The organism is Sphingomonas montana (assembly GCF_001956315.1).
Taxonomy (GTDB): domain Bacteria; phylum Pseudomonadota; class Alphaproteobacteria; order Sphingomonadales; family Sphingomonadaceae; genus Sphingomonas_R; species Sphingomonas_R montana.
In genome coordinates, this window is sequence record NZ_MOLY01000036.1 from 108,006 (window position 1) to 128,385 (window position 20,380).

Sequence of the window (20,380 nt, forward strand, 5' to 3'; positions counted from 1 at the left end):
CGCAATATATGCCCCGCCCCGGCTTTTACGAGTCGGTTCAGCCAAACCCCTTCAGGCCGCCATCGTGGCATGCACGGTCGCAAGGGCGGTCATCACCGCCCCGACGCGCGCGGCGGTCTGGATGATGTCGGCATTGACGCCGTGCTGCTTCAGCACCTTTTCGTGGCTGTCGATGCACATGCCGCATCCGTTCTGCGCGGACACGGCCAGGCTGAACAGTTCGAAATCCGCCTTGTCGATGCCGGGATTGCCGATCACGTTCATCCGCAGCTTGGCGGGCATCTGGCCATATTCGGCGTTCGATGCCAGGTGGACGAACCGGTAATACACGTTGTTCATCGCCATCACCGCGGCGGCGGCGCGCGCCGCGTTGGCGGCTTCCGGGGTCAGCTTCGCCACCGCGTCGGCCTCCACCGCTTCCACCAGCGGGCGGTAACCCGATCCATGGGCGCAGGCGAGCAGCAGGCCCCACTTGCGCTGGTCGCCCAGCGTCTGGTCGTTGACCAGCGAACCCGCATTCAGGCGGATATCCTTGGCATAATCGGGCAGCGTATCGGCAAAGGCCTTGAGAGACATCGGAATTTCCTCATGAAAAGGGGCGCGGAGATGGGCAGCATCCCCGCGCCCCGGATCGGGCGAACCTGTGAGGCGCCAACCCGGTCGGTGCGGACGTCAGGCCGGGTTGCCCGCGTCCGCCCGTGACCGGTCAGGCCGCCGGGCGCAGGACCTCGTCCTCGGGCGTCCAGTTGCACGGGCACAGTTCGTCGGTCTGCAACGCGTCGAGCACGCGCAGCGCCTCCTGCGGGTTACGGCCGACGTTCAGGCCGTTGACCGTCACATGCTGGATGATGTTGTCCGGATCGACGATGAACGTCGCACGATACGCAACGCCCTCCTCCGGGTGGACGATGCCGAGCGCGGTCGCCAGCTTCTTGCCGTTGTCGGCGATCCACGGGAAATCGGCCGCGGCCAGCCGCTCGTCCGACTTGCGCCATGCGAAGTGGACGTGCGTGGTGTCGGTCGATGCGCCAATCAGCACGGCGTCACGATCGGCGAAGTCCGACTTCAGGTCCGCATAACCGACGATCTCGGTCGGGCAGACGAACGTGAAGTCCTTCGGCCAGAAGAACAGGATCTTCCACTTGCCGTCCTTTTTGGACAGGTCGATCGTCTCGTCCGCGGGCAGGGCGGACACGCCCTGCTGTACGGGAAGGACGAATTCGGGGAGCTTGTCACCAACGGTCAACATGCTGTGGTTCCTTGTGCTGTGAAAAGACTCGGCCGCTACGTCCGGGCCGTTGCTGCAGTGCAATATCATTTGCACACGGAGTAGCAAATCGATTATTCCATCGGTGCGTGATCGATGGAGACGATCTATGTCGACCTACCTGCCGACCCTGAAACAGTTGCAATATCTGGTCGCGCTGGAGGAACAGGGCCATTTCGGCCGCGCGGCCGACGCCTGCTTCGTGACGCAATCGACGTTGTCGGCCGGCCTGCGCGAACTCGAATCACTGCTCGGCACGACGCTGGTCGAACGCACCCGGCGCGTCGTGCGGTTCACGCCGCTCGGCAACCGCATCGCGGCCAAGGCGCGCCGCGTGCTGCGCGAGGCGGAGGAGCTGGCCGACATGGCCCGCGCGGCCGGAAAGCCGCTTTCCGGCGATCTGCGCATGGGGGTCATCCCTACCATCGCGCCCTTCCTGCTGCCGCGCCTGCTGCCCCGGCTGCGCGCCGAATGGCCCGACCTGAAACTGTACCTGCGGGAGGAAACGACCGGTGCGGCATGCGATTCGCTGCACCGCGGCCACCTCGATTGCGTGCTGCTGGCGCTCCCCTACCAGTGCGGCGACATCGAAAGCGTAAAGCTGTTCGACGACCGGCTCTACGTGGCCTTCCCGGGCGGCCAGGCGATCGACCCGCCGCCGCGCATCCGGCCGGACGCGATCGACGAGACCACGCTACTCCTGCTGGAGGACGGCCATTGCCTGAAGGATCATGCGCTCGCCGCCTGCAACCGCCCGGAATTGCGGTCGGAGGCGTCGATGCTGGGCACGTCGCTCCACACGCTGGTCCAGATGGTCGACAACGGGCTGGGCGTCACACTGCTGCCCGCCATGGCGATCCGCGCGGGTATCCTGCGCGATACCGCGGTCGTGGCGGTCCCGCTCGATGCCGATCATCCCGCGCGCCAGATCGCGCTGGCGTGGCGGCGGGGATCGCCGCGGGAAAAGGAATTCCAGCTCATGGCCGATGCGCTCGTCCGGGCCGCGGCGATCGACGGACTGCATGATTAAATCATCATGCCTTCGGTTCGTCGCAACCCCGTTGCGGGGTCGAGCGTATCTGGGGGCAGTCGCCGGCTGATGGGCGACACCCCCAGGAGATGCCCGATGTCCAAGCTTTTTTCCCGTGCCCTGCTCGCCACCGCGCTCACCCTCGCCACCGCGCCGATGGCGATGGCCGCGAAGGTCCCGACAGTCGGCGGCGCGCCGATGTACCCGACCAAGAACATCATCGAAAACGCCGTCAACTCGAAGGACCACACAACGCTTGTCGCGGCGGTGAAGGCCGCCGGCCTGGTCGACACGCTGTCCGGCCCCGGCCCGTTCACGGTCTTCGCACCGACCAACGCCGCCTTCGCCAAGCTGCCGGCCGGCACCGTCGAGACGCTGGTCCGTCCGGAAAGCAAGGCGACGCTGACGTCGATCCTGACCTACCATGTCGTCGCCGGACGCATGACGGCCAAGGACATCGCCAGCGCGATCAAGGCCGGCGGCGGCAAGGCGACGCTGACCACGGTCGCCGGCGGCCCGCTGACCGCCACGATGGCGGGCAAGCGCATCATGCTGACCGACGCGAAGGGCGGCATGTCCCACGTCACGCAGGGTGACGTGATGCAGTCCAACGGCGTGATCCACGTCGTCGATACCGTGCTGATGCCGTAACCCGCCGCATCACTGCGAAAACGACGAATCCCCTTGCCCACCGGGCGAGGGGATTTTTCGTTGGGTCACCTACCCCATCCGCGGACCGACCGTATTCCTTTGGATCGCGGTGACGGCAAGTCGATCCAGACCGAATGGGGCTGAAGCCGATAGGTGCATTTGATGCTGTCGTCCCCGGGGACGCAGGCGCGCTGCCTGGAGATACCGGATCAGGTTCAGGGCGACGACGGTGATGGTCGGACCCGGTCGCCACCGACTTCCCGTTACCCGCACCCACTTGCCAGATCGGCAACCGTCGAACGCCCCTTCTCACGCTGCCGCGCGCACCGGCTCCCTCGCAGGTGTCACGCGTTCTGCGGCAACCGCACCAGCTTGCCCGAATAGATAACCGGTCCGGTCGGCGCGCCGGTCGGCGATCCGCCGATCGGTTCGACCGACACGGCGATCGTCGCCGCCTGGCCCGGACGGAGCGAACGGCCGTCGATCCAGCGTGCCTCGTTGCCGATCAGCCCCATCGACCGCGGCCCGGCCCCCTCGACGATCAGCCACAGCTGATGGGCATGGACGCGGTCGGCCTCCATCGACACCGGCCGCACTTCGTACCGGCCGCTGTCGTCGTGCCATCCGACCAGCACGGCAGGCGTCGCACCCTCGGGCGTCAGCGTCGCCACGGCATCCATCGGTTTCGCGTCCGGCCGCTGCCAGCCCACCACCGCCAGCCCGGAACTGACCGTCGCGATCAGCGCGGCGGCCACCGCCATCGATCGCCAGCCGCGCGCCACGCGGTTGTCGTTCGCCGGCTGCGGCCGGGTCGCCGCCTCGATCCGGTGCCACAGTTCGGCCGACGGCATCATATCGGGGGCGACCGCGTCCAGCACTGCCAGCCGCCGCTGCCATGTCGCCACTGCGGCAACGGCTTGCGGGTCGTCGCGCAACACCGCTTCGAACGCCGCCCGTTCGGCCGGGTCCAGCGTCCCCAGCACATATTCCGCGGCGGTCATGTCCATCGGTTCAGTCATCGCTCAAACATGCCTTCAGGGCTGCCAGGCCGCGGTGCAGCCAGGATTTGACCGTTCCCACCGGCCGCGCATGGCGATCGGCCAGTTCCTCGCGGCTCATCCCCTCGCAATAGGCGGCGACGATCATGTCGCGCTGCGTCGGGTCGAGCACGTCCAGGCAGCGGCGCAGCGCCAGCGCGGCCTCCGCATCGATGCCCGGCGCGGCCCCGCCCAGCTCGGGCTCATATTCCACCTGCCGGCCAAGCCCGCGCGAGGCCTCCCGCCGCCGCACGTCGATCGCCAGATTGCGGGCGATCGCCGCCAGCCAGGTCACCGGCCGCCCGCGCGAGGCTTCGTATCCGGCGGCACTACGCCAGATGCGGACATAAACGTCCTGAAGGACATCATCGGCCAGCGTCATCTCGGGCAAGATACGGCGCACGATGCCGTTCAGTTTCGCGGACGTCCGCTGATACAGGATGGCGAACGCCGCACGGTCCTGCATGCCGACGCGGCGCAACAGGTCTTCCAGATCATCCATCCATCACATCCCCTTTGTCGGCGTCCCAGCGTTTTGCCGCCGTATCGTCCGCCGAACGTGCCTCCACCCATGCCGTCCGTCCATCCGCGAACCGTTCCTGTTTCCAGAACGGCGCGCGCGTCTTCAACCAGTCGATCAGGAACATCGTCGCGTCGAGCGCGGCCGCGCGGTGCGCCGACGCCGTACCGACGAACACGATCCGCGCGCCCGGCACCAGCGCCCCGTACCGGTGGATCAGCGTCACGCCCAGCAGGGGCCAGCGCCCGCACGCATCCTCCGCCATCCGCGTCAGCGCCTTGTGCGTCATGGCCGGATGATGTTCCAGCACCAGCGCCGTCAGGCCCGCCCCGCCGCGCACGATCCCGGTAAAGCTGCCGACGGCGCCGCCGCCCAGCCGTTCCAGCCCGGCCATTTCGGCCCCGACGTCGAAGTCCTCCGCCTGCACGCGGACGTCGATGACAGGTGCGACCGCAACCACACTCAACCGCCCGTTACGGGTGGGAACAGCGCGATCTCGCGCGCATCGCCGATCACCGCGGTAACGCCCACGAACCGGTCGTCGATCGCTGCACGGATCCGGTCGGGTTCCGCAAACGCCGCGGCATGACCGGGCGACCGCGCCGCAAGCCACGCGATCAGATCGGCCACCGTCCGGACGGTCGCAGGCGGGTCGATCCGCTCGGCCCCGACACCCACCTTCTCGCGCACCCAGGCGAAATACAGCATTTCGATCGCCATGGCGCTCAGTCCATATGCTTCAGGCCGACGCGCAGATAATCCCACCCCGTCAGCAACGTCAGCACCGCGGCCGCCCACAAGCTGAACAATCCGACCGTCAGGATCCAGGCCTGCTGCGGCAGCGCGCCGGCCAGGATGATCCCGCCCAGCGACACCAGCTGGAACGTCGTCTTCCACTTGGCCAGTTTCGACACCGGCACCGATACGCGCAGTTCGGCCAGGAATTCGCGCAGGCCCGACACTGCGATCTCGCGCAGCAGGATCACCAGCGCGGCGATCACGTGCCAGCCCTCGATATCGCGCGTGAAGATCAGCATCACGATGACCGCGGCCACCATGATCTTGTCCGCGATCGGATCCAGGAATACGCCCAGCTTGGACACGGTGCCCTGCGCACGCGCCAGATATCCGTCGAAATAATCGGTGATGCCCATCAGACAGTACAGCCCGAACGCCAGCGCGTAATCGAACCGGTTCGGCAGCCACAGCAGGAACACCAGCAGCGGCATCGCGAAGATTCGCGACAGGGTCAGGATGTTCGGAAGGCTCAGCATCGATCCTGCTCTAGCGCGTCGCGAGCCCCTTGGGGAGATGCGGTTCCAGCCGCATCCACACAAGGTTCACCGCCGCCTCCGCCGCCCATCCGATCACCGTACCGGCCGCGATGTCGCTCGGATAATGCGCCTGCTTCGGGATCAGCGCTGCGGTGGCGGCCGCCAACGCCGCACCCGCCGGGCCGCGCGATCCGGGATATTCCCGGGCCAGCGCACGGACCACCGCGACGCCGCCCGCGGTATGGCCGGACGGGAAAGACCGCATGTCGCCGTCCTCGCTCTCGCCTGGCTCCATCGCATAGTCGCCGTCCTTCAATAATTTGCGCGGGCGTGACCGGTCGACCCGGTTCTTGATCGCCCCCTTGGCCAGCGTGGCCAGCGCGTGCGACGCCAGCATCCGCAGCCCGGCACGCGCCAGCCGCGCATTGCGCGTGGCCAGCCCCGCCACAGCGACGGCCGCGGACAGGGCAACAAGCGGCGGCTGGTCGAGTATCTCGGACGCCGCAGACGTCATCCGCACGGTCAGCGTATCGCGCAACGGGGCGACCATCGCCGTGACCTGCGCATCGGCCTTTTCCACCGCCGTCCGCCCTGCGGTCGCCTGCCTGGCCCGTTCGCGATGCTTGTCGTTCTGCTTGCCCATGGCGGCTCAACCGGGCGCAGTTGCGAAAGTTGCACCGGCCGGGCGGACATAGGTCGTCAACGGCCGCCCATGATAAGTTGCGACGCCGTGCGCGACATAGCCGATCCGTGCCGCCAGCCGCTGCGACGCGACATTGTCCGGGTCGATCATGCACACGGTCCCATCCCTTCCCTGGCGCGGATCCAGCCAGTCCAGCACCGCGCGCATCGCCTCGCCCGCAATGCCGGTGCCGTGCACCTCGGGCACGAACATCCAGCCGGCCTCCGGCACGTCGCCATAACCGCCGCCGATCCCGCGCCGGAAATCCATCGCCCCCGCCTCGCCCACGAACCGCCCGGTCGCGCGCGCCTCGACCGCGAAGAACCCGTATCCGAACGCGCTCCAGTGACCGATATAGCGCAACAGCCGGTGCCAGCTTTCCTCCGCCGTCGCCGGGACTCCACCGGTGAACCGGTACACCGCCGGCATCGCGCCCAGCGCCGCCCGCGCCGCCAGATCGGCCGTCCGATATGGCCGCAGCCGCAGCCGCGCGGTCAGCAGCGTCACCGCGGCCGTACCGTCATCCGTCACGCCATACGCCCGGTTTGGCAGACGCACCCCGGATGCGCTATGTCGCGGGCTCCCCGGAACGACGCGATTCCTAACATCCGCATGACACCTTCCTTCCGGCTCCTCGCCGAACGCCGGTTCCTGCCGCTGTTCGTCACCCAGTTTCTGGGCGCGTTCAACGACAATCTGTTCCGCACCGCGATGATCATGCTCGTCACCTTCCAGGTCCTGCGCGATCCGGCGGCGGAGGCATCCTTTTCCGCGGTGGCCGGCGGGTTGTTCATCCTGCCCTTCTTCCTGCTGTCCGCGCTGTCGGGGCAACTGGCCGACGGGCGGGACAAGGCCCGGATCGTGCGGCTCGTGAAATCGGCCGAAATCGCGATCATGCTGTTCGGCGCGGCCGGGCTGCTGCTCGCCAACATCCCGTTGATGCTGGCCGCGCTGTTCGCGATGGGCGTCCACTCCACCTTCTTCGGCCCGATCAAATACGCCATCCTGCCGCAGCATCTGGAACCGGACGAGGTGCTGGGCGGCACCGGGCTGGTCGAGGCCGGCACCTATGGCGCGATCCTGCTGGGCACCATCGTGGGCGGCATCGTGCCGGCGCACATCGCGGCCGTGATGGTCCTGGTCGTCGCGGTCATCGGGCGGATCGCCGGGCAGCAGGTGCCGCCCGCCCCGTCGGAAAATCCGGACAGCAGCATCGATTTCCACGTCGTGCGCGCGTCGATCCGGCTGGTCCGCGATACGATGCACATCCGCCGGCTTTTCCTGGCGATCGCGGCGATCAGCTTCTTCTGGGCCCAAGGCGCGATTCTGGCCGCGCAGTTCCCGCCGCTGGTCAAGAACGCGCTGTCCGCGAACCAGTCGGTTGCCACGCTGTTCCTGTCGATCTTCTCGATCGGCGTTGCGGTCGGGTCGATCATCATCAACCGGCTGCTGAAGGGCGCGGTGTCCGCCCGGTTCGCCCCGGCCGCCGCGATCCTGATGGGCCTGTTCGTCTGCGACCTGTACTGGACGGTCGCGCATTGGCCGCCGTCCGACGGCACGTTGCTTGAACTGCGTGCCTTCGTCATGCTGCCCCATGCCGACCGGGTGCTGATCGACCTGTTCGGCGTCGCGGTCGCCGGCGGCATGTTCGTCGTGCCGCTCTATGCCTTCCTGACCACCACCGTACACAAGTCGCAGACCGCCCGAACGGTAGCCGCCAACAATATCGTCAACGCCGGCGCCATGGTCTTCTCGACCCTGCTGCTGGCCGGCCTCGTCCATTTCGGCGTGTCGATCGCCGGCACTTTGCTGCTGGTCGCCGTCATGAGCATCGGTGCCGCCTGGCTGGCATCCCGCCTGCACCGCGCCTGCGACCTGCATGCGGCCGAAGCATCGACAACCACGCCTGGCGACTGAGGCTGGCGAACCGTTGGTGTTCTTTCCGCTCCCACGACCCTCCAGCTCGAGAGCGTGGAGCGCGGCCGCATCAAGAGGAGTTTTCAGACACCATTCCCCTTTGGTTCGAGCCTGTCGAGGACCCCGCGCGGAACTCCCGACAGTCTCGGACCAGACGGACCGACCTACTTGATAAAGTCCTGCTCTAGAGCAGGATCGCCAGGAAGAAGACGAAACCCCCGGCATAGGCGGTCAGGAAAAACCGCAGACTGGACATCGCCGGTGGCGCATCGGGCGCCGGCCGTGCCAGCGAACCGGGGGACAAAGTGGATGCGCCATCGATCATGATGGCGGCTTAACGAATTGCTAACCACTTCGTCACGGGCGAAAACGACTGAACAGCCCACCGTCCCAGGACGGGACGGTGGGCTGGCCGCTCAGACCGCGCCGTCGCCGTTCGCCGCCGCCTTCGCCATGATGGCACCGATCGTTTCGGCCGACCTTTCCGCGGGTTCGGACCCGCCGATATGCGGCAGCCGGTCCGTGACGGCGGTCGTCGCATCGGACGTCGCCTTCCCAATCCGCCGCGGCCCGATCATCGCGACGAGGCCCGCGATCAACCCGACCGTGGCCGCTGCCGCACCGATCGCGGCGCCACGCGGCGTCGTCGCGGCATTTACCACAGCACCCGCCGCCGCCTTGACGCGGTCGATCGCGGTCACGCCCGCATTCTTCTGCCCGCGCTTGCCGGCTGCGGACTTGCCCGCCTTGCCGGGTTCGGCGTGCTTGCCCTTCGCCTTGGACGACGGCCCCTTCGGCGCACCGCCTTTCGCGTCCTTCCGCTTGCCTGCGTCATGTCTGTCGGCTTTTTCCGCGCCGGGGGTATCGGTCGCCATCACGGCTCTCCTGCTCAATGCCATGCGCCTCCAACCTATGCCGATCTTGCCGGGTTCCGCGCGGGTCCGGACACATGGATGGACCGATCGCGCCGGATCGGCCAAGGGCGCACGGTGTCGTTCCGTTCCAACCGTCCCCTCCCGCCCGACGATCTCACGCTCGCCGTCGCCACGCTGCGTCGCGGAACCCGTTTCCTGGGGGCTGGCCTGCACTTCGTCGCGACCGATGCAGGGGACTGCGAGGCTGCTGGCCGGGGCCGCGCGAAGGTCATCGCCAACGGCCTGCGCGAAATAGACCGGTTCCTCAGCCTGCTGATCGATGCGGTCGCGCTGCGCGTCGCCTCCGATAGCGACCGGGCGGCGCTGCACCGGCTGGGCAACACCGCCCGCAAGCTGGCCACGCTCCGCGCCGTGATGGCGTTGACCAGTCCCGACGACGCCGCGTTGCGCGCCATCGGCCGATCGCGCAATTGCCTGTTCCATACCGGCGGCGTCGTGCGCGCCGGCAGGGCGGGTTCCGTCCCGACCCAGGGCTGGGCGGCACCGGACGCACCACCCCTGCCCGCGGGGGTCCCAAGCGTGCCGATGCCCGTCGGATCGCGAATCGGGGTATCGCCCGACGATCTGCGCCGTGTCTGCCTCTTCTATGATCGTATCGCCGATGAACTGCTGGCGGCTCTGGCGGCGCGGCCACCGTCGATTGATTTTTCGCGACACTCCGACTATATGAAGTCTGCACACGTCGCCTGCGACGGAATTTGATGCCTGCGGGCGGACCTTTCCTTTTCTTGCTTCCTGGCTCTCCGGACACAGTGTCCGGGGCTTCCTCGTTTCTTTGAAAGGAAACATCTCATGCCGATCGGCACAGTCAAATTCTTCAATTCCGACAAGGGCTATGGCTTCATCGCCGCCGAAGACGGTTCGGGCGACAGCTTCGTCCACATCACCGCCGTCGAGCGCGCGGGCATGCCGACCCTCAACAAGGATCAACGCGTCAGCTACGAACTGGAAACGGATCGTCGCGGCAAGCAGTCCGCAGTCAACCTCCAGTCGGCCTGATCCGGTCATGGCCAAAGAGGAACTCACGACCCTCGATGGCCTGATCGACGAGATCCTGCCGGATGGGCGCTTCCGTGTCGTGTTGGACAATGATCATCGGATCATTGCCTACACGGCCGGTAAGATGCGGAAATTCCGCATCCGCACCGTGGTCGGCGACCGCGTTCAGGTCGAAATGACGCCATATGACCTCGCAATAGGTCGTCTCGTCTTTCGCGAACGGACGCCGGGCGTCGGCCCCGGTCCGCGTCGCGGCGCACGCCGCTAAACCTTTACCGATACCACCAGACGATACCGACGGGCGATCTGCGCCGCGTCGAAGGATGCCATGAACCCCGATTTTCAAGACCGACCGACTTTCATGCCCCGGCATCGCCACCATCTGCGACCGGAACGCGCCCTGCCCGTATTGCGACCGACATTGTCGCGGACCGAGCTGCGCCACATCGTGGCTGAAATATTGGGCTGATACCGTCCCTGCCGTACCCAGAGGAGCTTCCGCCATGTCGGTAACCAGCGAATATTATATGGCCCGTGCCGCCGAGAGCGCCCGCGATGCCGAAGCCGCGACGCTCGACAATGTCCGCGACCGCTGCCGCCGTTCGGAAGCTGCCTGGCTGACCATGGCCGGCCGCATCGCGCAGGGCGAAGAAATGCGCGACACGCTGGCGACCGAAAAGGCCGCCCGCGTCGGTTCGCCGCTTTGAACCGCCCGTTCCGCAAACGCTTCGACGGTCCCCGGCTCACGCCCGAAGCCGCCGAGCGCCAGGGCCGCGCCACGCGCCTCGCGTTCGAGGCGCTGCGTGATTCGGCGAAGGTCGTCGCCTTCCTGAACACCGAAGACCCGCTTCTCGGCGGCCGCCCGATCGACCTCGCCGTCGCCAGCCCCGAAGGCCTGACCGAAGTCGAACGCGCCATCGCTGCATTGGCCTGAGGGCGGTCGTTTGCGCATCGGATTGATAGGCGTCTAGGTCACGTCAGGCCCAGCGGTTGAGTTGAGTACCGCCCCCTCCACCGTCATCCCAGCGAAGGCTGGGATCCATTATCACTCCGCTGGAGAGTCCCTACGACCCTAGTGATAATGGATCCTGACCTCCGTCAGAATGACGGTAGGGAGGGGAGGGCAGTACGCTCCGCCCATCCCGAGCGCGGTAGAGGGGTCATCGAGCGAAGCTGAGAAGCTATCGCCTGCTGCACTCGTTACGCTCGTCAAAACCCGACGTCATCCCGGACTTGATCCGGGATCCAGGGACGCAAGCGCTGCGCTTCGTAGCTTTGGATCCCGGATCAAGTCCAGGATGACGGAACATGAGCGCAACGCACTCGCTCCCCTCAATAATCCTTCGACACCCGCACATTGGCGCTCTGCCGTCCCACGGTCGAGATCGTCGACAGCAGCGAGAGCCAGCGCGTAATGCGATATTCCAGCCGCGTCGCGCTGTAGCCCTGACCATCGGTGATGACCTCCAGATAGGTCCGCCGCCCGATATATTTCCCCGCCGCCACCGACGTGCCCTGCCCGGTGGCGACGTCCGCCGGCAGGATGCGCAGCCGGTCCAGCCCGGCCGCGCGGCGGATCGCGTTGATCGGGTTGAGATTCATTCCCCCCCCACCGTCCGCGCGCAACGACGCCACCGCCGCCGCCAGCTGCAAAGCCTCCGGGGCGGACAGGTTGGTGATCGACGATCCGAACAGCAGCCGGGACAGCAGCTCGTCCTCCGGCAACGCCGGTACGCTCGCAAAGTCGACCTGCGGGCGCAGGCCTGTTCCCGATACGCGGATCGTCGCGCTCAGCCCCTGGATGTTGGCGTTGGCGACGATATCCAGCACCGGATCGACCGGGCTTTCGCCCTGGAAACGGATCGACCCGCGATCGATGTCGAACCGCCGCCCGGCAAATTCGTAATTGCCGCGCAGCAGGTCCGCGCGCCCGGTGATCTGCGGGCTGTCGACCGTTCCCTTGATACCCAGTTGCGCGCGCCATTCGCTGTCCAGCCCCAACCCGCTCACCATCATCCGGCTGCGCGCATCGGCGTTCAGGTCCAGCCGCCAAGGTGCCGTCGGCGCGGGCAGGTCGGCCACGTCGTCCGGCCGGTTAATCTCCCGTACGTTCAGCCGCGGGATCGACGCCGCCGCCGCCCGACCCAGCCGATACCGCGACTGGTCCAGCCGGACAGTGCCCGATATCGTGCCGCCCACCCCGTCGGACTCGATCCGCAGCGGCCCCGTCACCGTCGCACCGATGTCGTCGCGCGCGAGCAGCACCGCCTTGTCGGCCTCCAGCGCGATATCCATGCCGAACCCGCGCGCCGCCGCCAGGTCGAACGCCGCCCGTCCGGTCACGCTGCCCCCACGCGGCGTGGCCCCGCGAAAACTGTCCAGCACCAGCCGCGATCCGTCGAACCGCCCGGCCGCGACGATTCCCTGGATGACCGTACCCGTGACGGCGCTTTCCAGCCGCGCGCCGCTGGTGCGGATCGACCCGCGGATCACCGGGCTCGCCACCCGCCCGCCGATATCGGCCCCCACCGCCACCGGGCCGGACAGGTCGATCGTCTCCACGCCCGTCAGCCGCCACAGCGTGTCGGCCGGACCGGTATAGCGCAGCTGCGCGAAGATCGGCGCGATCCGCAGCCGTTCTGCCAACCCGACACCCGTGCCGCCGCCCAGCGGCCCGATCCGCCCCTGCGCCCGGCCGATGATCGCGCCACCGCTCGCCACCACCGATCGCGCCGCCAGCCCGCGCCCGTCCAGCACCATGGCCAGCCCCACGTCGATCGGCCGCGACGACAGCACCAGTCCCGACCGTGTCAGCCCACGGATACGCAGGTCCGCCCGCCCCGTCGGCACCTGCCCGCCACCCGGCAGGCGATAGCTCAACTGCCCGCTCGCCAGCCCGCTCACGCCCAGCCGCGGAAAGGCGAGGTCGAGCAGCGACATTGGCATCCGCGCCAGCGTCGCGTCGATCGCGGCGTCCCCCGCGCCGAACCGCCCGCCGACCGTCGCCGTGCCGCCGTCGAACGTCAGCGCGGTCGGCGCGACCCGCCAGCCATCGCCTTCGCGGGTCAGCACGGCGGGGCCGCTCAACCGGATCGGCTTGCGGTCCAGCGCGCCGGATCCGACCAGCACGATCCGGTCGGGCGCCACCTGCGCCACGGTCTGGAATTCGAACGCCCGGCCGCGCGATCCGGCCAGCGAGACGCGCACTGTTCCACGCCCCCCGCGCAGGGTGGCATTCCCCGCGATCCGCGCGATCGACACGTCGCCGCGCCGCACCCCCGCCGCCGTCAGGGTCGCTTCCGTCGAAGTCCCCGCCGGATCGAGCAGCAGCACCGCGTCCAGCTTGCCGCGTCGCATTTCCACCGGCACAGCCGCGGCCAGCCGCGCGCCGACAAAGCCCAGATGCGTCTCGATCCGCTGCACGTCCCCCGCCGGCGCGAACAGCAGCCGTCCGTCGATCCCGCCGCCCGCGGTCGTCAACATACCGGTAAACCCGCCCGGGTCGGACCGCAGCGCGCCGGTCGCGGTCGTGCCCGACACGTTCAGCGCGGCGACCCGCACCACCGCCGGCGCACCGGACGGCAGGTCGATCCGCCCGCTTGCTGCAAACGGCCCCAGCGTCGATCCCCCCGCCGCCTGGAATGCATAGCCCCCCGCGTCCGGCAGCAGCGTCGCCCGCACCGCCACCAGCCCCAACCCGTCGGCCGGTGCCGCCAGCAGCAGTTCGACCCGCGGACGCGAGATATTGCCGTCCAGCGCGATGTCGAACGCGCCGTACCGCGCCTGCCGCCCGCGCCCCGCAAACTGGAACGTCCCGTCGCGCCGCCGCATCCCCGTGCCACGGATCATGATCGCCGGCGCGGTCAGCACCAGGTCGCTGAACCGCAGCACGCCGTCCCGGTCGCGCACCAGCCGCGTGTCGATGCGCGGCAGTCCGCCGGCCAGGCCGCCCAGGAACGCATTGTCCAGCCGCCGCACCCAGGCCCGCCCGCGCCCCTCCACCCGCGTGCCGCGCCCGCTCGGGTCCGGCACCACGCTCAGGTCGCTCGTCACATCGACGATGCCCAGGCCGGGGATCAGATAGCGCTGCAACTGCCCGGATATCGTGACGTCGTAGCGCCCGGTGGTCAGGTCGACATGCAGCGCCAGCTTGCCGCGCAGCTTGTCCGAATCGAACGCCAGCCCGGTCCCGCTCAGGTCGCGCGCCGTCGCCTGCAACCGTCCTGCCACCGACAGGTTCGCCAATATCCCGCCCGCCACGTCGCCCACGCCGGTCACCCGCCGCGCGGTCAGCCGGATCGGCACGACGATCGGCGCACGCGACAACACGCCCCGCCCCGCCGCGCGCACATCCTCGAACCCGGTCGCGTCGAACGCCAGGCGCGGTGCGGTCGCCAGATAGGCGAAGGCGGCGGTCCGGAACGGCCCGTCCAGCGTCAGTTTCAGGCTGATCTTCTGCCCCGTCATGTTCGGGAACAGCGCTGGCGGCTGCAACAGGTCGGCACGCACCGTCAGCCCCGCGAACCGGCTGCGCGCCAGATCCACCGTGCCCTTCGCATCCAGCATCAGCGCGCGGCTGCGCAGCCGCAGCACGCCCGCCAGCCGGCGGTCCCGCAGCGTCGCCTCGCCCGTCACCGCCACCGACGGCGCGGACAGCCGCTGCAGCTTGCCGGCCAGGAACCGCGCCGGCGTCATCCGTCCGCTCAGCGCATAGCGTCCGGCCGCGGCGCGCAGGGCCAGCCGCCCGATCGGCTGGCCGGACAGCGTCGCCACCGCCTGCCCACGCCAGTCGGTCCAGCGCCCGTCGCCGTCGATGCGCAGCGTCACGGGGCGCGGCGTCCCCAGCAGCCGCCCGGTCACCGACCCGGCCGGCGCATCCAGCGCGACATCGACGTCGAACCGGTCCGCATCCGGCCGCGCGTCCAGCCGTATGCGGATCCGGTCGCCGCCGCCCCGCCCTGCACCCGTCACCGCGCCGTCCAGCGCCACCACCGCGCGCCTTTCGCGGATATCGGCCGATCCCGTCATCCGCGCCGCCTGCACCCGCCCGCCGGTGATGCCCGCCCCCAGCGCCAGCCGGTCGATCCGCAGCCGCCCGACGCGCAGATCGAACGACGGCAGCACGGCCGGCTCCGCACCCGGCCGCAGCACCGGCACCCGGTCGAGCGTCACCAGCGGCGCGGACAGGATGTTGACGTCCAGCACGTTGCGCATCCACGCCGCCGGGTTCCAGTCCAGCCGCACCTCCGGTGCCTCAAGGAACTGGCCTTTGAGGTCGTACAGCCGCAGGTCGCGGATCGTCGCGCGGTTCCAGATCGATCCGTCGATCCGCCCGATCCGGACGCGCAGGCCGGACTTGATCGGCAACGCCGCAATCCGGTCGGTCAGGAATCTGTGCCCCGGCCCCGTATCGATCGCCCACACCGCCACCACCGCCAGCGCGACGATCGCCAGCAACAGCCCGCCCAGCCAGCGCAGCGGCCGGATCCGACGGCGAGGTGCGGTGACGATCGCCGCGTCGCTCAAAACGCCTGCCCCAGCGAGACATAAACCGCGATCCGCTTGTCCCCGCGCCGACGGTTGAGCGGCGTGCCGAGATCGACCCGGATCGGCCCGAAATTGGTGTAGTAGCGCGCGCCGATCCCCGCGCCGTACCGGAGGCCCGTCAAGCGCGGCAGCGGCGAGGTGTAGAGATTGCCCGCATCCAGGAAAGGCACGAACCCGAAATCGCCCACCCGCACGCGCGCCTCGATCGAAAATTCGGTCAGGCTCCGCCCGCCGATCGGATCGCCGTCGATATCGACCGGCCCCACCGCCTGATAGCCATAGCCGCGGATCGATGCGCCGCCGCCGGCATAGAAGCGCCGCGACGGTGCGATCCGGTCGCGCTGCGCGCCCAGGATCGTGCCCAGCCGCGTCCGCCCCGCGATCGTCACGGTCGGCGTCACCGGGACATAGGCGCTGCCGTCCAGCTGCGTGCGGGCATAGCCGAACGTACCCGACTGCAACGACAGTTCGGGCGACAGCCGCCCCGACAGACGGAACCCGCGGGTCGGGTTCAGCAGGTCGTCCGACCCGTCATAGCCCAATGTCCCCGGCAATGCGGCGATCAGGAACGTCCGCCGCCGCCCCTGCCCCGTCGCCACGATGGTGTCGCGTTCGTCGGACGCCAGCAGTTCCGCGCCGCCGCTCCACGTCCACACCTTCTGCCAGATGATGTTGCTCTGCCGTTCCAGCCCGCCAGACAGGACGAAGGTGCGCGCGTCATAGGCGTTGCGGTTGATGTGGGCGGCGGTCACCTGCGCGGTCAGCACCCGGTCGCGCGCCTTGAAATTATTGCGCCGCAACGACACGCCCGCCTGCTGTTCGCGCGTCCCCAGCACGCCGCGCACCGTCACCGCGCCCTCCGGCGCGATCAGGTTGCGGTGCGTCCAGCTCAGCTCGGTCGAAATCCCCTCGCCCGTGCCATATCCCGCCGATCCCGCGATCGTCCGCGGCGGCGCGGGTTCCAGCCTGGTGACGATGTCCACCGTCGCCCCGTCCGCTGCCGCAACGGGCAGGGCCTTCAACGTGGATACCAGCCCGGTCTGGATCAGCGCGCGGCGGTAATCCTCCAGCAGCGCGGCATCATAGGGCGTGCCCGGCCGGAACCGCGCGATCCGTCCCAGATGGCGCACGCTGAACAGCGGCGATCCCTCGACCCGGATCATGCCGAACCGCTGCGCCACGCCGGGGTTCACCGCAATCGCCAGCGTCGCGGTGCGCGTGTCATGGTCGATCACGACCTCCGGTTCCGCCACCGTCCCGAACGCGAACCCCTGCCGCCCGAGCGCAGTCCGCAGCGCGTCGCCGGCCTCGATCACCTTTTCCGCGTCGACCGGCTGCTGTTCGGCCACGCCGTACGCGCCCGCCAGATCCGGGGCCTTGCCGCCCGCCGCGGCGATCCCCGGCAGCGTCACGTCGGCGAACCGGTACAGCGCCCCCGGATCGGCGACCAGCGTCACGACCACGCGCCGGCTGGCGGCGTCCGCCTCGACCCGCGCCTCCACCCCGGCATCATAATATCCGTAGGACCGCAGCAATTCGGTCAGCACGCCTTCGTCCTCGCGCGCGCGCCGCTCGATCTGTGCGACGTTGGCGGGCGATCCGGCGCCCTGCGCCAGCGAGGATGCCGCGTCGAACCGCGGCCGCAACCGCGCGTCGCCGACTCCGTTCAGCCCTTCCAGCACGATCCGGTACCGCTGCTCCGCCGCCGCATCCACCGTCCCGGCCGCCGCGGCGCTGCCGCCGCTGCCCGCATCCGCCACGCTCAGGTCCGGCCAGGCCACCCCGAGATCCGTCATCGGCGCAAGCGGTGAATTGGGATCGAGCATGTCGATCCCGTCCGGCCGGGGCGCATTGGGGGCAGGGGCCGGCGGAACTATGGTCGTCGGCGAAACCCCCTGCGCGGCCAGCGTCACGGGTTGCGCCAGCAGCGCAGCCATCGCGAAACAGGCGTGCTTTCGCCGCGGGCGGACCGGAACCATGATGCCCTCTGCCTAGCGACGCCGGCCCCGCCCCGCCAGCGCGATCTACGCGGTGCCGCTCCACCCGGCGCATGCCCGCTACTGACTGTCCCCGACGCTTCGGCCGTTGCCACCAAACCGCGGCATGGTTCGGTGGAGTGGTACGATCCGATGTCTTCACGGTCTGGCATCGTGCCCCGCACGGTGGCATGGGTGGTGGCATGATATCCCCAGACCGTCCGCCCCGCTCCGCCGGCGGCGTGTTTCTCGCGCTCGGCGCAACCGGCGGCGCGCTGGTCGGGCTTGCGATCGGCGAACCAACCGCCGGCCTGCTCACCGGCTTCGGTGCCGGGCTGCTGATCGCCCTGCTTCTCTGGCTGGCGCAACGGCGCCGCTGATCCCGCCCCCGGGCGACCTGGAGCGTTACGGCTTCGGGGCGATTTCCGCCCTAATTCATCCGGTTCGAGGATATGGACGAACCCGAAGTCATCCGCGGACCGTCACAGGATCCGCCGGCCCACCCACACGACCCGCCCGATCACCGCGACGTCCCCCCGCGCCCGCTCCCCCGGATCGGGGACCGCCGGATTGTCGCTGGTGATGACGATCCGTCCACCATCGCCGGTCACCGTGATCCGTTTCACCACCAGCGCGTCGTCGATGCGCACCACATGGATCCCGTCGCGCAGCGGCCGGTCCGCAGCACCGCGATCGACCATGATGCGGTCGCCGTCCGCCAGCGTCGGCAGCATCGAATCGCCCGCCACCCGGATCATCGACAACGCGGCCGGGTCGCCCCCCGCCAGCCCGCGCAGCGTCCGCTCGTCGAACGCGATGCCGCCTGCCGCCGCCTCGCCCCCGGGCTCTGCACCCGGCCCGGCCGAAGCGCCCACGTCGAGCATCGGCACGGTCCGCAGCGCCACCGGCGGGGTCCGCCCGACGGGCGCCGGCCCGCCGAAGCAGCGCTCCGACACGCCGAAATAGCGCGCCAGCGTCGCCCGGTCGCCCTCGTCCAGCTTCCGCGGAGTGCCGCGCCGCACGAACTGCTGCACATAGGCCGGATTGCGCCCCAGCAGGCGCGACAGGCCCGCAAAATCCTCGCCCCGCTCGCGACACAGCCGTTCGATCGCGGCCCGCGGGTCTTCATCATCCATCCATCCTCATACGGCTAGGATTTTTCCTAGACAAGTAGGAATAGATTGAGAACAAACAGCGAACACAAGGAACGAAGAACAAGGAGCGCGCGGCATGCATCTGTTATCGACGATCGAACGGCATCTGCGCCGCACCGGTCTGCCGCCGACGCGGTTCGGGCGGGAAGCGGTGGGCGATCCGCGCTTCGTGATGGACCTGCGCCGCGGGCGTGAACCGCGCCAGCGTACCATCGATCGCGTCGTGGCCTATCTGGCGACGCAGGATCGCGACCGGTGATGATGGCTCCGCTGCGTGGGCCGGAACCCGGTCGCCTGCTCGCCGCCGCGCTGCTGGCGCGGTTGCCCGCCGGCACGACGCTGTTGGAACAGGGCCGTACACCGTGGGCCAGCGCCACCTTCGTCGGAACGTCCCATCGGCTGCGGTTCGACTGTCCGGACCGTCCTGGTGCGGCGGCTTTCGCCGCAACGGTTTCGGACGCCGATTTCACGCTGCGCGGCCACCTGCTTGCCGACATCACCGCCGCGGCGGACGGTTCGGCGCTGGCGGTCGAGGCGCTGACGCTGATCGAGGCTTGAGACGAGCGGCTCAGCGCCCCGTTGTCATCCGCCGCAATTCATCCAGCGCCTGCCGAAAATGACCGTCCGGCACGTCCGCCCGCGCACCGCCCGCCGCATTGCCGCCCCGCCGTTCCAGCCCGCGTTCCAACCGCGCCATCAACTCTGCGATCGATTCCGTCCGGTCGGGGTCGACCGCGTCGCGCAGCGCGACCACCGGGGTCGCCTCCACGCTGACATAGCGCTCGTCCAGCAACAGGACGTCCGCCCCGTCCGCCTCCACCGGGGTGGTCGCGAACAGCGGCGGTCGCCCGAACGGCCGGTCCGCAAAACCACCGTCCACATCGTCCAACGGCGCGCCTAGATCGGATGCGGCGAACAACGGCCGCCGCGCCGGCGCGTCCGGATGGGCGTCCGCCCGCCGCAACTGCGGGGCTGGTGCCGGGGCGGAGGCGGGGTCAGGGGCAGGCGCAGGCGCAGGCGCAACGACCTCTTCCGGGGCGAAAAGGTCGATATCCGGATCCTCCGCCACCGGCTGCTGCGGCTGTTCCAGCCGGTGGAACAGCCACCACACGGCACCCCCCGCGACGATCGCCGCCGCCAGCATCAGCACCGCGCGCGGCCCCGTACCGAACGGTGTCGCCCGCGCGATCAGCGGTGCGATGCCGCTCGCCACCACGCCGCGCGCCACCAGCGCGGCGGGCACGGCGTAGGCCAGAAAGGCGGCCGCCGCCGCGGTCACCAGCGCCATCGGCAGCGCCAGCGGCGTCCGCTCGATCGCATCGATCATCCGTCGGGCGGTCGTCCGCGTCCCGGCGCGCGCCTCAGGCCGAGTCGTCATGCTGCTCATCTCC

Annotated in this window: 26 protein-coding genes; 11 read left to right on the plus strand and 15 right to left on the minus strand. The window is 69.2% G+C overall.

Going from position 1 to position 20,380, the window contains the following annotated elements; genetic code table 11:
• Positions 1 to 51: 51 nt before the first annotated feature.
• On the minus strand, positions 52 to 576 hold the full coding sequence (gene ahpD, locus BKY59_RS10240) for an alkylhydroperoxidase, AhpD family (RefSeq protein ID WP_076071202.1): 525 nt from the start codon (positions 574 to 576) through the stop codon (positions 52 to 54).
• Between the two features lie 130 nt (positions 577 to 706).
• The gene (locus BKY59_RS10245) at positions 707 to 1,249 is read right to left on the minus strand and encodes a peroxiredoxin (protein WP_076071203.1); all 543 of its coding nucleotides are present in this window, start codon (positions 1,247 to 1,249) and stop codon (positions 707 to 709) included.
• 127 nt (positions 1,250 to 1,376) lie between these two features.
• On the opposite strand from BKY59_RS10245, the gene BKY59_RS10250 reads away from it, so the two are divergent.
• Complete coding sequence (locus tag BKY59_RS10250) at positions 1,377 to 2,297, plus strand: hydrogen peroxide-inducible genes activator (RefSeq protein WP_076071205.1); 921 nt, start codon at positions 1,377 to 1,379, stop codon at positions 2,295 to 2,297.
• 96 nt (positions 2,298 to 2,393) lie between these two features.
• Positions 2,394 to 2,948, plus strand: a complete 555-nt coding sequence (locus tag BKY59_RS10255) for a fasciclin domain-containing protein (RefSeq protein WP_083672043.1) — start codon at positions 2,394 to 2,396, stop codon at positions 2,946 to 2,948.
• 344 nt (positions 2,949 to 3,292) lie between these two features.
• Here BKY59_RS10255 and BKY59_RS10260 read toward each other — a convergent pair whose 3' ends face one another.
• The 7 genes from BKY59_RS10260 to BKY59_RS10290 are packed head-to-tail and all read right to left on the minus strand — an operon-like array spanning position 3,293 to position 6,992.
• The gene (locus BKY59_RS10260) at positions 3,293 to 3,967 is read right to left on the minus strand and encodes an anti-sigma factor (RefSeq protein ID WP_076071206.1); all 675 of its coding nucleotides are present in this window, start codon (positions 3,965 to 3,967) and stop codon (positions 3,293 to 3,295) included.
• Positions 3,960 to 4,487: a sigma-70 family RNA polymerase sigma factor gene (locus BKY59_RS10265; RefSeq protein ID WP_076071208.1), complete on the minus strand. Its 528-nt coding sequence runs from the start codon at positions 4,485 to 4,487 to the stop codon at positions 3,960 to 3,962. Before BKY59_RS10265 ends, BKY59_RS10260 begins: the two co-directional genes overlap by 8 nt.
• The gene (locus BKY59_RS10270) at positions 4,480 to 4,971 is read right to left on the minus strand and encodes a molybdenum cofactor biosynthesis protein MoaE (RefSeq protein ID WP_276205503.1); all 492 of its coding nucleotides are present in this window, start codon (positions 4,969 to 4,971) and stop codon (positions 4,480 to 4,482) included. Before BKY59_RS10270 ends, BKY59_RS10265 begins: the two co-directional genes overlap by 8 nt.
• Positions 4,968 to 5,225 (minus strand): molybdopterin converting factor subunit 1, encoded by a 258-nt coding sequence (gene moaD / locus BKY59_RS10275; RefSeq protein WP_076071209.1) that lies wholly within the window; start codon positions 5,223 to 5,225, stop codon positions 4,968 to 4,970. The genes BKY59_RS10270 and moaD overlap by 4 nt, the downstream gene beginning before the upstream one ends.
• Before the next feature lie 5 nt (positions 5,226 to 5,230).
• Positions 5,231 to 5,779 (minus strand): CDP-diacylglycerol--glycerol-3-phosphate 3-phosphatidyltransferase, encoded by a 549-nt coding sequence (pgsA, locus tag BKY59_RS10280; protein ID WP_076071211.1) that lies wholly within the window; start codon positions 5,777 to 5,779, stop codon positions 5,231 to 5,233.
• Between the two features lie 10 nt (positions 5,780 to 5,789).
• Positions 5,790 to 6,422, minus strand: a complete 633-nt coding sequence (locus BKY59_RS10285; RefSeq protein WP_076071212.1) for a phosphatase PAP2 family protein — start codon at positions 6,420 to 6,422, stop codon at positions 5,790 to 5,792.
• Positions 6,423 to 6,428: 6 nt separating this feature from the next.
• Entirely contained in the window at positions 6,429 to 6,992 is a 564-nt protein-coding gene (locus BKY59_RS10290) for a GNAT family N-acetyltransferase (protein WP_076071214.1), read from the minus strand.
• A gap of 81 nt (positions 6,993 to 7,073) precedes the next feature.
• Between BKY59_RS10290 and BKY59_RS10295 the strand changes: the two genes are divergently transcribed.
• The gene (locus BKY59_RS10295; protein ID WP_076071215.1) at positions 7,074 to 8,378 is read left to right on the plus strand and encodes an MFS transporter; all 1,305 of its coding nucleotides are present in this window, start codon (positions 7,074 to 7,076) and stop codon (positions 8,376 to 8,378) included.
• Positions 8,379 to 8,562: 184 nt separating this feature from the next.
• Here the strand turns inward: BKY59_RS10295 and BKY59_RS17715 are convergent, their stop codons facing one another.
• Positions 8,563 to 8,703: a hypothetical protein gene (locus BKY59_RS17715; protein WP_165374831.1), complete on the minus strand. Its 141-nt coding sequence runs from the start codon at positions 8,701 to 8,703 to the stop codon at positions 8,563 to 8,565.
• 91 nt (positions 8,704 to 8,794) lie between these two features.
• Positions 8,795 to 9,253, minus strand: coding sequence for a hypothetical protein (locus tag BKY59_RS10300; RefSeq protein ID WP_076071217.1), 459 nt, complete (start codon positions 9,251 to 9,253; stop codon positions 8,795 to 8,797).
• Between the two features lie 78 nt (positions 9,254 to 9,331).
• On the opposite strand from BKY59_RS10300, the gene BKY59_RS10305 reads away from it, so the two are divergent.
• From BKY59_RS10305 to BKY59_RS10325, 5 genes are all read left to right on the plus strand, one after another.
• Positions 9,332 to 10,015, plus strand: coding sequence for a hypothetical protein (locus tag BKY59_RS10305; protein ID WP_076071219.1), 684 nt, complete (start codon positions 9,332 to 9,334; stop codon positions 10,013 to 10,015).
• A gap of 90 nt (positions 10,016 to 10,105) precedes the next feature.
• On the plus strand, positions 10,106 to 10,312 hold the full coding sequence (locus tag BKY59_RS10310) for a cold-shock protein (RefSeq protein ID WP_076071220.1): 207 nt from the start codon (positions 10,106 to 10,108) through the stop codon (positions 10,310 to 10,312).
• Between the two features lie 7 nt (positions 10,313 to 10,319).
• Complete coding sequence (gene infA / locus BKY59_RS10315) at positions 10,320 to 10,580, plus strand: translation initiation factor IF-1 (protein WP_076071222.1); 261 nt, start codon at positions 10,320 to 10,322, stop codon at positions 10,578 to 10,580.
• Positions 10,581 to 10,815: 235 nt separating this feature from the next.
• Positions 10,816 to 11,019 carry a hypothetical protein gene (locus BKY59_RS10320; protein WP_076071224.1) on the plus strand — a complete coding sequence of 68 codons (204 nt, stop codon included), beginning with the start codon at positions 10,816 to 10,818 and terminating at the stop codon, positions 11,017 to 11,019.
• Positions 11,016 to 11,246, plus strand: coding sequence for an antitoxin Xre/MbcA/ParS toxin-binding domain-containing protein (locus BKY59_RS10325; RefSeq protein ID WP_076071225.1), 231 nt, complete (start codon positions 11,016 to 11,018; stop codon positions 11,244 to 11,246). Before BKY59_RS10320 ends, BKY59_RS10325 begins: the two co-directional genes overlap by 4 nt.
• Positions 11,247 to 11,644: 398 nt before the next feature.
• On the opposite strand, the gene BKY59_RS10330 is transcribed toward BKY59_RS10325, so the two are convergent.
• A complete protein-coding gene (locus tag BKY59_RS10330; protein WP_240500061.1) occupies positions 11,645 to 15,838 on the minus strand; it encodes a translocation/assembly module TamB domain-containing protein in 4,194 nt (1,397 codons plus the stop codon).
• The gene (locus tag BKY59_RS10335; protein ID WP_076071227.1) at positions 15,835 to 17,838 is read right to left on the minus strand and encodes an autotransporter assembly complex protein TamA; all 2,004 of its coding nucleotides are present in this window, start codon (positions 17,836 to 17,838) and stop codon (positions 15,835 to 15,837) included. The genes BKY59_RS10330 and BKY59_RS10335 overlap by 4 nt, the downstream gene beginning before the upstream one ends.
• A gap of 200 nt (positions 17,839 to 18,038) precedes the next feature.
• On the opposite strand from BKY59_RS10335, the gene BKY59_RS17720 reads away from it, so the two are divergent.
• The gene (locus BKY59_RS17720; protein ID WP_165374832.1) at positions 18,039 to 18,215 is read left to right on the plus strand and encodes a hypothetical protein; all 177 of its coding nucleotides are present in this window, start codon (positions 18,039 to 18,041) and stop codon (positions 18,213 to 18,215) included.
• Positions 18,216 to 18,317: 102 nt separating this feature from the next.
• Here BKY59_RS17720 and BKY59_RS10345 read toward each other — a convergent pair whose 3' ends face one another.
• On the minus strand, positions 18,318 to 18,971 hold the full coding sequence (locus BKY59_RS10345; RefSeq protein WP_076071230.1) for a S24 family peptidase: 654 nt from the start codon (positions 18,969 to 18,971) through the stop codon (positions 18,318 to 18,320).
• Positions 18,972 to 19,065: 94 nt separating this feature from the next.
• Between BKY59_RS10345 and BKY59_RS10350 the strand changes: the two genes are divergently transcribed.
• Both BKY59_RS10350 and BKY59_RS10355 read left to right on the plus strand, forming a co-directional pair.
• Positions 19,066 to 19,248, plus strand: a complete 183-nt coding sequence (locus BKY59_RS10350; RefSeq protein ID WP_076071232.1) for a hypothetical protein — start codon at positions 19,066 to 19,068, stop codon at positions 19,246 to 19,248.
• Complete coding sequence (locus BKY59_RS10355; RefSeq protein ID WP_420822091.1) at positions 19,245 to 19,547, plus strand: hypothetical protein; 303 nt, start codon at positions 19,245 to 19,247, stop codon at positions 19,545 to 19,547. The genes BKY59_RS10350 and BKY59_RS10355 overlap by 4 nt, the downstream gene beginning before the upstream one ends.
• Positions 19,548 to 19,557: 10 nt before the next feature.
• On the opposite strand, the gene BKY59_RS10360 is transcribed toward BKY59_RS10355, so the two are convergent.
• On the minus strand, positions 19,558 to 20,367 hold the full coding sequence (locus tag BKY59_RS10360) for a hypothetical protein (protein WP_129586343.1): 810 nt from the start codon (positions 20,365 to 20,367) through the stop codon (positions 19,558 to 19,560).
• Between the last annotated feature and the right edge of the window lie 13 nt (positions 20,368 to 20,380).